This window comes from Mesorhizobium sp., assembly GCF_017306585.1.
Lineage (GTDB): Bacteria > Pseudomonadota > Alphaproteobacteria > Rhizobiales > Rhizobiaceae > Mesorhizobium.
In genome coordinates this window covers 1-15,469 of the sequence record NZ_JAFKIC010000170.1, presented here as the reverse complement: position 1 = coordinate 15,469, position 15,469 = coordinate 1, and the positions used below count along the sequence as shown (strand labels likewise).

The following is a 15,469-nucleotide window of genomic DNA, read 5'->3' as shown; positions in this document are numbered from 1 at the left end:
TTGAGCGGGATCCTGCCTTACCAAGGCCCCAGAAGCGACCTCAGCATCGCCCTGGCGCCAGCCGCCTCGCGGCACGCCGCGCGGAACCCGGCCCGGTCCGTGGCGGCAAGCACATCCTCGTCGATGCCGCGCAGGATCATGGCCGCATTGCGCCAGCCGATCCTGGCCAGCGCCGAGGCCAGCTCGGCGCGGGCGGGGTCGAACGGCCTTCGCCCATGCGTGTCGGCATCCTCGACATCATTGCCGGCGTCGAGCGTATGGCGCGGAATGTCGACCGGGCAGCGCACGTCGAAAGGCACGGCGCGGCCGAGAAAATGCGACAGCATGTGCAGCGACAGGGCCGGTTCCGAAACCAGCCGCTCATAGCACAGGAAATGCACCGGAGCGCCGGCGCGGCGCAACGCATCCATGGCGAAATGGAACTGGTTCCAGTAATCGGCCGGCGAGCCGAACCTGTATTCCATCCGCTTCGGCTCGGTGAAATCCTGCCTGACCTCGAACGGGCTGCGCAGGAACGAGGCGAAGCTGCCGTTCGGCCTGAAGATCGTGTCGTTCCTCGCCAGGCGGAACCAGGACAGGATCTGGGTGACCGGATCCTTGCTCATGACAATGATGGGCAGGCCGCCATGGTCGATCTCGCGCCCGTTCATCAGCGCCGGGAAAACACCGTGTTTCCAGAACCCCTGGTCGAAGACCACGGGAACACCGAGATAGCGTTCGATGAGGTGCCTGGCGAGGTTGGTGCCCGAGCGCGGCGTGCCCATCACGCGCACGCCGGCAAGGTCCGGCGATACGGTGCCGAAAGCGGAACTTCCCACGATCGCCGCCGCCCGATCCTGCGGAAACACTGGTCTTTCACCCATAGGCCCGGACCCGCTGCGGCATGGCCTCGCTGCTCACGGCATCTTGTACGTGGCCAAGGCCAAGCGCCGTGGCATGCTTCAACACCGTCGCAAAGAACTCACGCTCCTTGATCGGACGGTATCGCGACGCGATCGTGTGGCGCAGTTCGGCGAGCCAGACCGGATCGGTGCAGGCCTTGGCGACCGCGGCGCACCAGGCTTCGACATCGCGCGCGGGAAGCGTCGGCATCAGCCCTTGCGTGGCTTCCGTCAGCGAGGGCGCGTCCGAGATCAGCACCGGCAGGCCGAAATCGAGGCACTCGGCCGCGCCCAGGCCCCAGCCTTCGACCGCCGAGGGATAGACGCTGAACTCGGCGTCCCGATAGAGTTCCGCCAGCTCCTGGTCGCCAATGCCGGAGCGAAACTGGACATGCTCGCCGAGTTCGGGATGCTCAGCCATGAAGGCGGTGAGCTCTTCATACATCCAGCCCCAGCGGCCACACAGGACGAGCGTCGGCAGCCGGTCTCCCAACAGGGGCAGAAGCCGGTGCCAGACCTTGAGCAGCAGGATGTGGTTTTTCCTGATCTCGATCGTCGAACAGTAGAGGACGAATTTGCGGCCGCGCCTCTGCCTTTCGGCTGACATGCCCCGGTCCGCGACGCCCTCCTTCAGGAAGGCCCCGGGCGATGCGACCGCGACCTCCGGAATGCGCTGGGGATTGGTCGCCATCGCGTGGCTCCTTACCCTCTCGGCGGTGTATTTCGAAACGCAGAGCAGGAGGCGCGCATTCTCCAGCTGCCATGCCGTGTTGCGCACGAAGCCGCGAGCATGATGCGGGCCGATGAATTGCGGATAGTCGATCGGGATGAGATCGTGCATCAGGGTGAAGATGCCGCATCTGGCTTTCTTCGCCGCGAGCTTGCCCGAGGCAAGCTCATGCACGCTGGTGCTCGACAGGAAACATATGGCGTTTTCATCCCTGAGCGGATCGCCGGTGTCGAGCCTGCTTGGCCGCAGCGCTGACTTGACGAGCTTGAAGAGCCGGATGGCCGTCTTGGACAGCTGGAACTTGATGCCGCGTCGCTTCTCGGAGCCCGACAGGAAGATCGCCGCGACCCGATCGAACTCGCGGCCGCAGGCGAAGGGTGCCGCCCGGATCATCGACAGCACTTTCCACAGGCGCGCCGGATAAGAACTCCCCTCGCCGCCGATCGGTTGCGGCAGTTCGCCTTCGACGAGCCGCCTGAGATAGGCAAGCTCGGCCTCGTCGAGCGTGTGCCCGTGGCCCCATTTGTCGACGATGAAGAAACCGACCGGCGAGGCCTTCCAGCGCAGCGCCTGCCGGATGAGAGCCGTCTCGACGCGCGGGATGCCGACAGGCGGATGCGACCCCCAGCGCAAAGGCAGGGTGGCATCGATATACAATGTCTTCAACGGCTTACCTTCCGAAATTGCTTCAGGGCATTGGCTCGATGCGGAGGCAACGAGACATCCGTGGCGGTCTGAGCCGCGGCATTCCGGATTCTGCTGTCTTGTCCCCATCGAGGGGCCCCGGGGCTCTGCGAATGATCGTCCCCGCTATCGATTTCAAATACGTGGGAAAATTACCCACGTCAAGAGATCACATCGCTTGACTTGTGGGTATTTTTCCCACATACTGATTTCGTCGACGATATCAGCGGAAAGGAACCGAGCGATCCCGGCAAAAGCGCGCGGCGGTCTTGCCTTGGGAATTGCATGAAAAAGACGAGATCGGGCAGGCGCGGCGAGACCGTTTTCGCCGGCAATGCTCTCACGATTTCCTCTCGGTATTTCCAAGGACCATCCGCCCCCCGCATGGTCCGTGGAAGAGCAGCCGTACCCCAGGAAAGCTCGAGCCCCTACAACGAGCCCCGTACGGTTGTGCCGGCCGGTTCCGTCCATCGCAAGGGACGGGCCGGCCGGATCATCGCTTCCCCTGGACCGGCATGCCGTCATCGCGGCCGGCGTCGCCCTGCCCGCTCAAGGCGTCTCCTGCGTCGAGATGACATGAATGCCGTGCTCGTCCAGCGCCGCACGGTCGACGGATACGACCGACCACGCTCCCGTCCTCGTTGCGAGAATGAACGAATACGGGTCCGCCGTGGCATCGTTGGCAAGCAGCAACGACCGGTCCAGCAATCGCGCCAGCCGCGCGCCACTCTCGACGGCATCAGGCTGCTGGACGTCGGTGGCGAGGTAGAGCGAGACCATCTGCGAATAGGCGTGCCCCGAACCGTCGCGGACAAGGCAGGTCACGGGCGCGTCACGCAGGCCGCCCATGTCATGGACCACATCCACCTCCGAGGCTTCCAACCCCAGCAACGCCGCGATACCGCGCCTCAGGAGCTCGTCGTCCGCGGGATATTCGAGGGCCGCGTCGAACCAGATCATGGGTTGCCAGCCGGGCCGGAAGGCCCTTCTTCCCCGGCATCCCCGAAGCCGATCTCCCTCCGCAGCCCGCTCCTGATGTCGGCCAGGATCGCCCCGTAGTCGGGATCGAGGATGAAATCGATCCGCGCCTCGACCGCAGCTTCGATTTCGCGCAGCACATGCTCCTCTTCCGGCGCGAGGCCGAAGCCGGCGCACCTGGCACAGATATCCATCAAAACAGCCGCCCTGGCTTGCGACAGGCTGATGGTCAGCTCCTTTTCGAGATCGTATTTTTCACGCATCGCAGGCTCCCGAAAATCCGGACAGGGCGTCGGAACAGTCGCTGTCCCGGTGAAAGGCGACCTTATCTAAGGGGCTCCCGGCCCACCATTGCCGGGACCGCCACCCGGGCCATTTTGTCCGCCAGGTCCACTGGGGCCACCAGGTCCACCCGGGCCGTTCTGTCCGCCAGGTCCGCCGGGGCCACCAGGCCCACCAGGGCCGCCCGGCGCGCCAGGGCCGTTCGGCCCGTTTGGTCCACCCGGAGGCTGACCGGGCGCGCCGGACTGGTTTGGCGAAGGCCCGCCCGGACCCGGATCACGCGATGCCGACACGACATTTCCCGACCGGTCGAAACCGACATCGAGGAAGGCGCGGACGAATCCGGCCGATTTCACATCGCCCTTCTGGCTGTCGACGGTGACGCCGAGGCCCGATGCCAGACGGTCTCCACGGCGCTGCAGGAAGGTCTCGTAAAGCACGCTCGCGACCGCGCTCCGCGGCACCGGCGCCTCCGCCTCGAGATGCAGTATCCTGTAGCCGCCCGACGCCTTGGCAAGCGTAAGCTGGACGCGCCGGTTTGCCAGCGGCGACGACCCCGTTCCGATCCTGAGCCGCCCGACCAGCAAGTCGCCCGCTCTCACGGTGGCCAGACCGTGCACCAGATAGGGTGTCCCCTTCGGCCTCGATTCCACCAGGCTGGCGACGATCTTTCCATCGGGCCGCCGGATGCCATGGACCGCCACGATATCGCCCAGGGCGATTTTCGTTCCGTCGATGCCGCTGATGTCGACATGCTGGCCCACGACCCACATCGAACCGGCTGTCTTGCGTTCGACGGGCCCGACCACTTCGCTGGTGACATGGATTGCCGAAGTGACGACGCGGCCGTCCTTGTTGACCACCGCGACCCGCACCACTTGCCCCACCTTCAGCCTGTCCGGGGTAACGCGCACGCCATCCATCCAGACCGGCACATCGGCCTGGTACTGAACCCGCACGCCATTGACGAAAATGCTGCCGAAGCGCTGGATCGTGCCGACGATGCCGGTGCCGCCAATGCCCTGGTCGCCATCGGTCCCGGCCGTCCAGCCGGTGCCGCCGATGCCCTGGTCCTTCGACGCGTCGCCGGCTTTTGCCGGGATCGCGCAAATCACCGCCGGCAGGGCGGCGCCGAGCGTCAGGAACTCACGCCGCGTCGGCCTCCAGCTCATGCCGTCTCTCCGCCGGCATTGCTGGTCTCCGGCTTTTCCCCGGCAACGAGCGACGTGCCATCCGAGGTGAGGACATAGACACCCCAGTTCCAGCGGCTGGTCCCGCCCGGATCGCTCTGAATGGCCTGGTTGGCATATTTGTTGAGGCGCAGCAGCGTTTCGACCGCGATCTCGCGGCTGTAGGCCTCCAGCGATTTCGCCAGCTCTTCCGACAGCCCGTCATAGTGGACGGCGCGTTCCAGGAAGGGCGGCGCGTCGGCCAGCACGTTGTCGACCGCGGCCGCGGCGTGATCGCCGAGATTGCGGGCAAAATAGTAGAGCCGAACCTCGCCGTCGCCGCGCGGCACCATGGCGCCTTCCATCAGCACGATCCGGTCCTCGCCGTCGATCTCGACCAGTTTCCGGTCGAGCCAGTCGTCGAGCACGGCCCGTGGCCTGAGATCGCGCGTCACCGATTCGACGAGCCCGGCGAAGGACGGCTCTCCCGCCTCGCCTGTCCGCGCCAGCGGCAACGGCATGCCCCTGGCGTCGACGAAGGCCGGATCGGCGAGCCAGCGCGCCACGATGGCGCTCGTCCTGGAAACGGCATCGGGCACCACCCGCACCGGAGCGCCCGCCCCTCTCAGCCGGCTGACTTCCTTGCGGTGCACGCCCGTCAGCAGGCTGACCCGGCTGTCGGTCTGCTGCTTGTCGGGCAAGGCGAACTCGTGCTCCGCCACATTGACATAGAGCTGGCGCAGCAGATCGACAAAGGCCGGGAACGTCACCCCGCATCTGATGGCCAGCCGCACCAATGGGCGCAACACCCGGTTCAACGCGGTCTGGATCCCGGCGGCATCCAGATATTGTCCCCCCGATTTGCTCATCGGTCGTCCTTCACTTGCCAATCCCGTGACTGGTCATCCATCCCTCGGATATTCCTGTCGAAAATAACGCGTGGGAAATGTTTCCACAATAGCGCCGACTGAAGGTACAGCACCGGCGGCGCTTTCCCTGGCTCGCGCCCAGTTGACACGTGTGAAATTTTCCCACAATTTACAACTCCATCTGCCGCAACCACCAGATTCCCCGCATTACACCCAGCCTATGCGCCGAGCCCGCGCGCCAAAGGAGAGATCGTTTGAAGAAGCCTTATGTGAGACCAACCATAATCCGAACCGACGGGGCACTGGAGGAAAGGCTGATAGACATCGCCGATACAGGCGCCCCGAAAAGCAGCGGACAACTCGACCCGATCATTTCCGTCACCGCCGATATCGTCTCCTCCTACGTCTCGAACAATCCCGTTCCCGCCGCGGAGCTCCCCGAATTCATCGGCAGGATACACGCCTCGATCAAAGCCATCTCCGATGGCGCCACCAATGGAGGGCCGGACGAAATCAGGTTTGCGGTGCCCGTGAAAAAATCGGTCATGCCCGATTTCATCATCTGCCTGGAGGACGGCAGGCGGTTCAAATCCCTGAAACGCCATATCGAAACCAATTACGGCCTCACCCCGGACCAGTACCGCAAGAAATGGAACCTGCCGCCCAGCTACCCGATGGTGGCGCCGAACTACTCCGCCACCCGCTCCAGGCTCGCCAAATCCATGGGGCTGGGCCGCAAGGGAAAGTAGGCCACACCCGCCTTACCAATAGCCGATAAGCGACCTCGCCATCGCCGCCGGGCCAAGTGCCCGCCGGCAGGTTTCGCGAAAGCCGGCGCGGCCCGTCGTATCGAGCACGTCATCGTCTATGTCGCGCAGGATGCGGCGCGCATTGCGCCAACCGATCCTGGCAAGCGCCGATGACAGGGTCGCACGCGAAGGGTCGAACGGACCCTGATTGGCGGCCGGATCCGCGGGCCGGTCGATGTCGTTGCTTGAGCCGATCGCATATTGCGGGAGCGGTACAGCCGTGCCTGCATCAAAGGGCATGGCGGAGTCGAGAAAGCGTGAAATCGAATTCAGGCACTGGTCCGGCTTCGCGACAAGATCCTCGTAGCGCACGAAATGCACTGGCGCGCCGGCCCGGCGAAGGGCGCCCAAGGCGAAGTAGAACTGGTTCCAGTAGTCGGCCGGCGTGCGGAACCTGTACTCCATCTGGTTCGGCTGCGTGAAATCCTGCCTGATCTCGAAAGGTCCGCTCAGGAACGATCCAAGATATCTGTTCGGCCTGAAAATGCTGTCGTTCCTGGTGAACCGGAACCAGGACAGGAGCTGGCTGATAGGGTCCTTGCTCATGACGATGATGGGCAGGCCGCCATATTGCAGCACGCGCCCGTCCATCAGCGCCGGAAAGACCCCATGCTTCCAGAAGCTCCGGTCGAAGACGGCCGGGGCTCCCAGATATGTTTCGACGAGATGCTTGGCGAGATTCGTCCCGGACCTCGGCGTCCCCATAATGCGGACCCGGGCGGCCTTGCCGTCCGGCCATCCACCCTGTCCGGACATGGCGCTCATAGCGCCAGGCTCCCCTGCTCCGCCTCCTCGGCATTGGGGTCGCCGGGTGCGGTCGCCCAGGCGAGCTCCACCAGCGTCACCGTGCGTTTTCCCGTGCCATCGAGCTGGCACACGATCAGGCCCTGCTCCTCGATATAGGTGAGAAGGCGGCGCGCGCGGCGCATGGAGTGCGAGCCATAGGCGCGCGCGATCGCCGCGTCGCTGGGGCACGCCCAGCCCTCCTTGGCGGCCCGCGCGATCATCATGAACACGCCCTGCATATCCTCGGGCAGCAGCGAGGCGCGCACCGAAACGTCGCGCCAGGCATCGTCCTCGGCCATGTCCGAACCCACGCCGGCGCGGGCGCGCGTCAGCATGCGGCGGAATTCCTGCAGGTCCGGCACCACCGAGGCCAGCCCCTCGATGCGGCAGCGCACGACGAATTCCTGGTAGAGCACGCCGATGACGCGGAAGCCGGCATCGGGTTCGGCCAGGATAGCGCGCAGGATGCGGTCCATGCGCTCGCGCCGTTCGGCAAGGTCCTCGGCGCTGGGCGCCGGCTCGGCCGGTTCGGGACGGATTTCCAGCGGCGAGGATTTCGCCGCCATCAATTGTTCCAGGAGGTCCGGCGACGCCACGCGGCGCGGCGCGCGCACCGCGTCCGGCGGCGGCGCGGCCAGGATGATGGCGCGTGCATCCTCCAATGCCGCTTCCGGCAGTGGCATCAGCCTCGGCGTGCCGTTGCGCGGGCTGGTGTCGGTCGGCCCGATGCGCAGCCCCAGCGGCCGCCGCGACAGCGCCGGCCCGAGCGCCATGAACTGCCCGCGTTCCAGGTCGCGAAAGGCTTCCGCCTGGCGCCGTTCCATGCCGAGCAGGTCGGCCGCGCGCGCCATGTCGATGTCGAGGAACGTACGGCCCATGAGGAAGTTGGACGCTTCCGCCGCGACGTTCTTGGCGAGTTTGGCCAGGCGCTGGGTGGCGATGATACCGGCCAGTCCGCGCTTGCGGCCACGGCACATCAGGTTGGTCATGGCGCCCAGCGAAAGTTTGCGCGCTTCGTCGGAAACCTCGCCGGCGACGGCCGGCGCGAAAAGCTGCGCTTCGTCCACCACCACCAGCATCGGATACCAGTGGTCGCGGGCAACCTCGAACAGCCCGCCGAGGAACGCGGCGGCGCGCCGCATCTGGTTCTCGGCGTCGAGGCCTTCGAGGTTGAGCACGGTGGAGACGCGATGGATGCGCGCCCGCTCGCCGGCCGCCTGCAGGCCGCGCTCGGTGTGCTCCTCGGCATCGATCACCAGATGGCCGTAGCGCTCGCCCAGCGACACGAAGTCGCCTTCGGGATCGACGATGGTCTGCTGCACCCAGGGCGCGCTCTGTTCGAGCAGACGCCGCAACAGATGCGACTTGCCGGAGCCCGAATTGCCCTGCACCAGAAGGCGGGTCGCCAGCAGCTCCTCCAGATCGAGGTTTGCCGGGGCTCCCGCCGAGGTGTGGCCCATCTCGATCGCAACGGTCATGTCTCGACTCAAAAAGGTCTCCTGCGCGGCATGGGCTTACCAACCCCGGCGCGGCGCGTCGAGCGCCGATGGCCGCTTGCCCGGCGTTGCGCACAGATGAGAAGGACACCGCCATTCGGCCGGAAGCATGGGACAGCAGAGATCGCGGGACGACCACGCCTGTGGATAGTAACCATTCGTTCACCACCGGCCGGCGTTCCGGTTGCGCATGCCGGCCTTCCGTCTAGCGTGACCCTGCGTCGCGCCCCAACGTGATGCACCCCAACGCCCCAAATGGCGGCCGGCGTCTTCAAGTTTTCTCATGTATGCGCCGGTCGTCAATTCAAGCCTTGCATCCGGGCTCCGAGCCTTACCCAGGATCAACCGCAATCCGACCCTGCTACAATCCAATCCGTCATTGAGCCGCCACTTTATGCCGGTTAGCATCGCGCGGGCTTATCGGGGTTTCGCATGGCGGCGTGGTATCGCTTTGCTTTCTGCGCCGTACTGCTTCTGGCGCAAGGTCTCGTGTCGGCATGGCCGGCGCGGGCCGACGACGCCAGGCCGCTGCGCGGCGTGGCGCTGGTTATCGGCGAATCCCGGTATCTGTCGCTCCCCGCCCTGCCCAACCCGGCCAATGACGCGCGCGCCGTGGCCCAGCTTTTGAACAGCCTGGGCTTCGAAGTCAGCTCCATTCCCGACGGTGACGGCGCCCGTCTGGCGCGCGGCCTCAAGCATTTCGTCGAGGACGCCGCCGGCGCCGATGTCGCCCTGCTCTACTATTCCGGCCACGGCATCGAGGCCGGCGGCGAGAACTATCTGGTGCCGGTCGACGCGGATGCCTCCTCGCTCTCCGATCCGGCGAACCGGCTGGTGCCCGTATCCGCCTTGCTGGCGCAGCTTAAGGCCGCCGTTCCGGTGGCGATCATGCTGCTCGACGCCTGCCGTTCGAACCCGTTTCCTGCGGGTGCGACGCTGGCAGCGCCGTCCGGTCCGGCGCCGGTCGCCGCCGCCGGGCTCGATCTCGCGCGCGGCGCGGCGCCCCTCGCGGATGCGTCGGGCGCGCCGCAAAGCCTGGGCGAGGTCATCGGCTTCGCCGCCGAGCCCGGCCATGCCGCGCTGGATGGTGAGCCGGGCGGCAACAGCCCCTATGCCGCGGCGCTGCTGAAACATCTGGCCGCCGGCGGTTTCGCCTTCGGCGACGTCATGACCATGGTTGCCGAGGAAGTCTACGTGAAGACCGGCGGCCGGCAACTGCCATGGACCAATGCCAGCCTGCGGCGCCTGCTCTATTTCGGCCAGGCGCCGGAAGAAACCGGCGGCGACGAAGCCTCGATCCGTTCGGCCCGCCGCCAGCTGCTGCTGACGATCGCCGCCACGCCGGCGCAGCAGCGCTCCATGGTCGAGACCGTAGCTGCCCAGAACGAGGTGCCGCTCGACCAGCTCTACGGCATGCTGGGCGCGCTTCAGGTCGACACCTCGGCCGGGCCGAGCGATTTGCAGGCGCAGCTTGCCGCCGGCGCCCAGAAGCTGCGTGAAATCCTCGCCCGGCACGACACCGAAACCCGGCAGGACCCGGAATTGATTCGGCTTTCCGGCCTTGCCGACCGCGCGCAATCGGAAGGCGCCGTCCAGCTGGCCCTGACCTTCCGCGCCAAGGCCAGCGCCCGCGCCGAGGAGATCGACAGGCAGCTGGACGAGGCTGAAGCCAACATCCGCCAGCGGCGGCTGGAACTGGCCGGCACGTTTGCCGACCATGCCCGCACCGCGATCCTGAATTTCGACTACCGCACCGCCGCGCAGCGCTATGAAGACGCGTTCCGCCAGGCCGAGCGCTGGGATCCGAAGACCGCCTTCATCTACAAGATATTCGAGGGCGACGCGCTGACCGACCAGGGCATGATCAAGGGCGAAAACGCCGCCCTGTCGCAAGCGGTCGATGTCTATGAAGCGGCCAAGCTGTTGCCCGGCGTCACCGTCTTCACCGGCGGTCCCGCCGGCGTCGCCATCAACGAGGGCATCACCCTTACGGCGCTGGCCGCGCGCGAGAACGGCACGGCTCGGGTCGAACAGGCGATCAAGGTCTATGAGGACGCCCTCAAGATCTTCAACCGCAAGCGCACGCCGGAATTATGGGCCACCGTGCTGATCAATCTGGGCAATGCCTACGACCTGATGGGGCAGCGCGCCGGTGGCGCGGCCTATTACTCCAGGGCGATGGACGCCTACCGGCAGGCGACGAAGGTCTACACGAAAAAGACCAGCCCCGACGAATGGGCCGGGCTGCAGAACAACATCGGCAACGAGTTCACCGCGCTTGGCGACGCCGGCGATGCAAGAAAGAACTACACCGCCGCGATCGACGCCTTCCAGGGCGCCCTCACCGTCTGGACCCGCGCCAAGGTGCCGGTGCAATGGGCGATGGCGATGGCCAACATGGCGGTCGCCCTGCAGAAGCTCGGCGAGATCGAGGACGGAACCGAGAAACTGGAAGCATCGCGGGCCGCCTTCCAGGATGTCCTGCAAGTCCGCACCCGCGAGACGCAGCCTGTCGACTGGGCCAACACGCAGAGCAATCTCGGCGCCGTGCTTCTGTCGCTCGGCCAGCGCGGCAAATGCCCGGATTGCTTCGACCAGGCGCTTGCCGCCTTCGACAGGGCGCATGAGGTGATTACCCGCAAGCAGGACCCCTTCACCTGGGCCACGATCACCTACAATCAGGGCCGCGCCTACCGCTTCATGGGCGACGCCGAAAACAGCCTGCCCCGCTACCGCAAGGCGCTGGAACAGATGGACCTGGCGCTGACCGAACTGACGCGCGACAAGTCGCCAATCATCTGGGGCAAGACCCATTCGGTGCGCGGCGAGATCCTGCTCGCCATCGGCACCAGAACCCATGACAAGGCAAGCCTGCTTGCGGCCCGCGACGCCTTCATCACCGCCCGCGACATCTTTCGCGAGCAGCATTATTCCACAGGCTTCGAAGGCTTCTACGAGAAGGAACTTCGCCTGGTGGCTGAGCAGATCGCCCAGGCTAAGTGAGCCCCATTGTCGGCTTCAGTCTCTGGCCTGCCCCGGCACCGGCGGCAGGCGCGGCGCATCGAGCCCTTCGAAAGGATCGCGCCAGGCATCTATGGCTTCGAGCCGGCCATACCAGCGCGCCAGCGCGGGATAATCGTCGAGCGGCAGGCCGCCGACATCGTTGAAGGGCAGGAACGTCGCCATGCGGAAGTCGGCGTAGGAGACTTCGTCTCCCACCAGCCACTGCCGGCCGGCAAGCTCCGCCTCCAGGATCGAAGCGGTCGTGTGAAACAGTTTCAGCCCCTCCTCGACGAGTTGGTGATCGATCGGGCCTATCTGATAGCGCTGCTTGGTACCGCGCTCGAAATGCACCATGTCGCAGGCCCTTGCGAAATGGTCCTTGCCCCAGCTTATCCAGCGGATCATCTCGGGCTGGTCGTCGCCGCCGCGCCAGAAATCCGAGCCCATGTCGCGCGACAGCCGGCAGGCGATGGCGTCGGTCTCCCACAGGCTGCCGCCCGGCCACGCCAGTATCGGTATGTAGAGGTTGGGATTGAGCGGCCGGAACCGGTCCGCCTGTCCCGGCGCGAAGGGCGAGGCGAATTCGAAGGTTACCCTGGCGCCGAGGTGACGCGCCACCGCGACCGCAAGGCGCGGATTGGGATTGCGGCTGAAGTAGAGTTTCATTTCGCCCGTTGCCCGCAGCGGTTCAAGCTTTTCGTTCATGAATGGCTCTCCCTTGTCCTGAAGAATCGTCCTGGCGACCATCGCCACGCCTAGGACGGAACAGGCCCGCGCGATCCGACATTTTTGCACGGAGTTTGGGGGAAGCAATCCATACGGCAGGATCGACGATTTGCCTGCCTGTCGAAACGGGACGGATTGTAAAAAGTTTGGGTTGACCGCCTCCGATGGCGAGGCGACACTTGATCCGCACCAAGGCAGGAGGAAATGCGATGGACGAGCCCGAACGGTGGCGCCACATGTCGACGGCCCCGAAGGACGGCAGCCGGATCCTGGTCACGGTGCGTCCCTCCGAGCAGGGACCGGCGGAAGTCGACCTCGCCTTCTGGTCACGCGCCGACCAGTTCGCCGACGAGGGCTGGCGCGCCTCCGATTCCTCACCCGGCCGCGTCATCGAATACGCCGAGCCGGAGCTGAAATGCTGGATGCCCCTGCCCTCCGCCAACCTCGCCCGCGCCTCGATGCCGGCCCCCTGGGAGGGCGATGATGCCCAGCAGCTGGATGGGTCGGGGATTTAGGCACTCGGACTGAGAGGTCTGCGGGACAGCGCCCCGGCGGAGACTGATACGTCGCGGGACAGCGCCCCCCTCTGCCCTGCCGGGCATCTCCCCCACGAGGGGGAGATCGGCAGCTTCGCCGCCGGCTCCTAAAACAGGAACGACGCCGTGGCCGGGTTCGGTCCGTCGCGGCCGTCGGCAGAATCCATGCCCGCGATCGTCTTCAGGTCCTGCTCGTCCAGTTCGAAGTCGAAGACGTCGAAATTGGCCGATATGCGATCCTGATGGACCGATTTCGGGATGACGATCAGCCCTTGCTGGAGATGCCAGCGGATGATGGCCTGCGCGGCGGACTTGCCGTGCTTGGCCGCGATGCCGGCGATGGTTGCGTCCTTGAGCAGCCGGCCGCTGCCCAGCGGGCTCCAGCTTTCGGTCTGGATATTGTGACTGGCATGGAATTCCCTGAGCGCGCGCTGCTGGAAGCGCGGATGCAGTTCGATCTGGTTGGCCACCGGCACCACGCCGGTCTCGCCGATGATGCGCTCCAGATGATCCCTGTTGAAATTCGACACGCCGATCGACTTGATGCGGCCGGCCTTCTGGAGCTCGATCAGCGTCTTCCAGGCCTCGACATATTTGTCCTGGCTGGGCACCGGCCAGTGGATCAGGAACAGGTCGAGCTGCTCGATGCCGAGTTTCGTCATCGTATCGTCGAAGGCGCGCAGCGCCGCGTCGCGCTGATGGGCGCCGTTGCGCAGCTTCGAGGTGATGAACAGCTCGCCTCTCGGCACGCCGGCGGCGCGGATCGCCTCGCCGACGCCTTCCTCGTTCTGGTAGCCCTGCGCGGTATCGATCAGCCGGTAGCCGGCCTTGATCGCCCAGCCGACCACCTTGGCGGTGATCTTCTCATCAACCTGCCAGACGCCAAGGCCAAGCTGGGGAATGGCGGCGCCGTCGTTCAACGGGATCTGTTCGGGCATGGTCGGGTCCTTTGCGTGGGAATGTCCGGGCGGTCGCCCATCGCAGCCTATCTAGGCACGCGGCTGGGCGACGGCCAGTCGCGAGAGGACAATTTCGCGTAGGGGTGATTACGCCAGATCGCGGGCACCAGCGTGAAGCACCCCCCTCTGGCCTGCCGGCCATATCCCCCGCAAGGAGGGAGATTGGCAGCTCCGCCGATGGCTCCATTCCTGCAACGCCCAAGATTGGCGAAATCGTCCGTGTCATCCAATCTCCCCCCTTGCGGGGGAGATGTCCGGCAGGACAGAGGGGGGTGGGAAGGAATGAGACGCTTTATGCGCAAGCCGTCCCCCGCCCCTCACCTCGGCCGGCGCACGGCCCGCACCACGGGACTGGACGTGCTGCCGCAGAACAGCCGGTCGCCGCCATCCGACTCCAGGCCGGAAATGCCTATGCCCGGCGGCATGTCGAGCGTCTCCAGCAGCTTGCCGGTCTTGGGGTCGACGCGGCGCAGGTCGCTCTCGTCGCCTTCCCAGGTGGCATGCCACAATTCGCCGTCCACCCAGGTCACGCCGGTGACGAAGCGGCTGGATTCGATGCTGCGCAGGATCGCGCCGGTTTCGGGGTCGATCTGGTGGATCTTGCGCTCCCGGTACTGCCCCACCCAGAGCGTGCCCTCCGCCCAGGTCAGCCCGGAATCGCGGCCGCCGCCGGGCGCCGGAATGGTGGACAGCACCTTGCCGGTGTCGGGGTCGATCTTCTGGATGCGATCGCCGGCCAGCTGGAAGAAATGCTGCCCGTCAAAGGCGGTGCCGGCATGGGCTGCGACATCGATCGAACGCAACGGCGTGCCGCTCTGCGGATCGAAGGCGTTCAACCTGTCACCCGAGGCGAACCAGACGTTCTCGCCGTCGAAGCTCACCCCATGGATGCGCTCGACGCCGTCAAAAGGCCCGTATTCGCGCAAAATCTCGGCGGGCGAATGTTTCATGTCTTGATCCTCGATTCTGGTCCCAAGGTGTGTCGAGATTCAGGTCAGGCCGCGCCGAAAATGGCGGCTTCCGAGAACCGGAGCGGAGCGTACTTTTCGTACGTGAGCACCGGAAGCGCAGGAAGCCGCCATTTGCAGGCCGGCCTCACCTGAATATCGGCACACCTTAACCATCTGGAAGCGGCGCCGGGAGTAACAAGGTGGTCGTGAATCCGGCAACCGGCGGCGTCATCCAGCGGCGCGCCCGGCCATGGCCGAAGGACTGCACCTTGCCGGCCTCGGCCAGCGGCTCGAGCGCCCTTTGCACGCTGCGCTGGCCGGTGCCGAGCGCCAGCGCCAGGGCCGAACTCGACCAGGCTTCGCCATCGGCCAGCAAGGCGAGCACCGCCGCGTGGCGTTCCTCGATCGGCCGCGCCAGCACCACCACCGCCCGCCCCTTCGCCGGCGCCAGCGTGAAACCGCGCCTGGTGGCGCTGATGTCGGCCAGCGCGCCAAGCTCGGCGCGCAGCCGCCCGATCTCGACGCGCAGCCGCGCGCGGTGCGACTCATCGGCATGCTTGCCGCCGAAGGCCCGCGCCACGAGTTCCTCGCGCGATACATCCGCGGGCCCC

At 66.0% G+C, this 15,469-nt stretch carries 14 protein-coding genes and 1 pseudogene; 3 read left to right on the top strand and 12 right to left on the bottom strand.

Features of this window, described 5'->3' with window-relative positions:
• Positions 1–17: 17 nt before the first annotated feature.
• The 6 genes from J0I79_RS20110 to J0I79_RS20085 all read right to left on the bottom strand — a co-directional run bounded on the left by J0I79_RS20110 (position 18) and on the right by J0I79_RS20085 (position 5,593).
• A complete protein-coding gene (locus J0I79_RS20110; RefSeq protein ID WP_292862805.1) occupies positions 18–863 on the bottom strand; it encodes a hypothetical protein in 846 nt (281 codons plus the stop codon).
• On the bottom strand, positions 856–2,277 hold the full coding sequence (locus tag J0I79_RS20105) for a glycosyltransferase (RefSeq protein ID WP_292862802.1): 1,422 nt from the start codon (positions 2,275–2,277) through the stop codon (positions 856–858). The genes J0I79_RS20110 and J0I79_RS20105 overlap by 8 nt, the downstream gene beginning before the upstream one ends.
• 567 nt (positions 2,278–2,844) lie before the next feature.
• Positions 2,845–3,255, bottom strand: a complete 411-nt coding sequence (locus J0I79_RS20100) for a hypothetical protein (protein WP_292862799.1) — start codon at positions 3,253–3,255, stop codon at positions 2,845–2,847.
• Positions 3,252–3,536: a hypothetical protein gene (locus J0I79_RS20095; RefSeq protein ID WP_292862796.1), complete on the bottom strand. Its 285-nt coding sequence runs from the start codon at positions 3,534–3,536 to the stop codon at positions 3,252–3,254. The genes J0I79_RS20100 and J0I79_RS20095 overlap by 4 nt, the downstream gene beginning before the upstream one ends.
• Before the next feature lie 66 nt (positions 3,537–3,602).
• Positions 3,603–4,727, bottom strand: coding sequence for a DUF5666 domain-containing protein (locus J0I79_RS20090; RefSeq protein ID WP_292862793.1), 1,125 nt, complete (start codon positions 4,725–4,727; stop codon positions 3,603–3,605).
• Positions 4,724–5,593: a DUF6502 family protein gene (locus tag J0I79_RS20085; RefSeq protein ID WP_292862790.1), complete on the bottom strand. Its 870-nt coding sequence runs from the start codon at positions 5,591–5,593 to the stop codon at positions 4,724–4,726. Before J0I79_RS20085 ends, J0I79_RS20090 begins: the two co-directional genes overlap by 4 nt.
• 323 nt (positions 5,594–5,916) lie before the next feature.
• On the opposite strand from J0I79_RS20085, the gene J0I79_RS20080 reads away from it, so the two are divergent.
• Entirely contained in the window at positions 5,917–6,342 is a 426-nt protein-coding gene (locus tag J0I79_RS20080) for a MucR family transcriptional regulator (RefSeq protein WP_292862849.1), read from the top strand.
• Positions 6,343–6,354: 12 nt separating this feature from the next.
• On the opposite strand, the gene J0I79_RS20075 is transcribed toward J0I79_RS20080, so the two are convergent.
• Both J0I79_RS20075 and J0I79_RS20070 read right to left on the bottom strand, forming a co-directional pair.
• A complete protein-coding gene (locus tag J0I79_RS20075) occupies positions 6,355–7,167 on the bottom strand; it encodes a sulfotransferase domain-containing protein (protein ID WP_292862788.1) in 813 nt (270 codons plus the stop codon).
• Positions 7,164–8,666, bottom strand: coding sequence for an ATP-binding protein (locus J0I79_RS20070; RefSeq protein ID WP_292862784.1), 1,503 nt, complete (start codon positions 8,664–8,666; stop codon positions 7,164–7,166). Before J0I79_RS20070 ends, J0I79_RS20075 begins: the two co-directional genes overlap by 4 nt.
• A gap of 450 nt (positions 8,667–9,116) precedes the next feature.
• On the opposite strand from J0I79_RS20070, the gene J0I79_RS20065 reads away from it, so the two are divergent.
• Positions 9,117–11,687: a caspase family protein gene (locus tag J0I79_RS20065; protein WP_292862781.1), complete on the top strand. Its 2,571-nt coding sequence runs from the start codon at positions 9,117–9,119 to the stop codon at positions 11,685–11,687.
• Between the two features lie 15 nt (positions 11,688–11,702).
• On the opposite strand, the gene J0I79_RS20060 is transcribed toward J0I79_RS20065, so the two are convergent.
• The gene (locus tag J0I79_RS20060) at positions 11,703–12,353 is read right to left on the bottom strand and encodes a glutathione S-transferase family protein (RefSeq protein ID WP_292862846.1); all 651 of its coding nucleotides are present in this window, start codon (positions 12,351–12,353) and stop codon (positions 11,703–11,705) included.
• A 269-nt stretch (positions 12,354–12,622) separates the two neighbouring features.
• On the opposite strand from J0I79_RS20060, the gene J0I79_RS20055 reads away from it, so the two are divergent.
• Positions 12,623–12,928 (top strand): hypothetical protein, encoded by a 306-nt coding sequence (locus tag J0I79_RS20055; protein ID WP_292862778.1) that lies wholly within the window; start codon positions 12,623–12,625, stop codon positions 12,926–12,928.
• A gap of 128 nt (positions 12,929–13,056) precedes the next feature.
• Here J0I79_RS20055 and J0I79_RS20050 read toward each other — a convergent pair whose 3' ends face one another.
• The 3 genes and pseudogenes from J0I79_RS20050 to J0I79_RS20040 all read right to left on the bottom strand — a co-directional run.
• The gene (locus J0I79_RS20050; RefSeq protein WP_292862775.1) at positions 13,057–13,887 is read right to left on the bottom strand and encodes an aldo/keto reductase; all 831 of its coding nucleotides are present in this window, start codon (positions 13,885–13,887) and stop codon (positions 13,057–13,059) included.
• A gap of 338 nt (positions 13,888–14,225) precedes the next feature.
• A complete protein-coding gene (locus J0I79_RS20045) occupies positions 14,226–14,858 on the bottom strand; it encodes a PQQ-binding-like beta-propeller repeat protein (protein WP_292862772.1) in 633 nt (210 codons plus the stop codon).
• A gap of 166 nt (positions 14,859–15,024) precedes the next feature.
• A pseudogene (locus J0I79_RS20040) lies at positions 15,025–15,469 on the bottom strand (helix-turn-helix domain-containing protein); the annotation flags it as partial.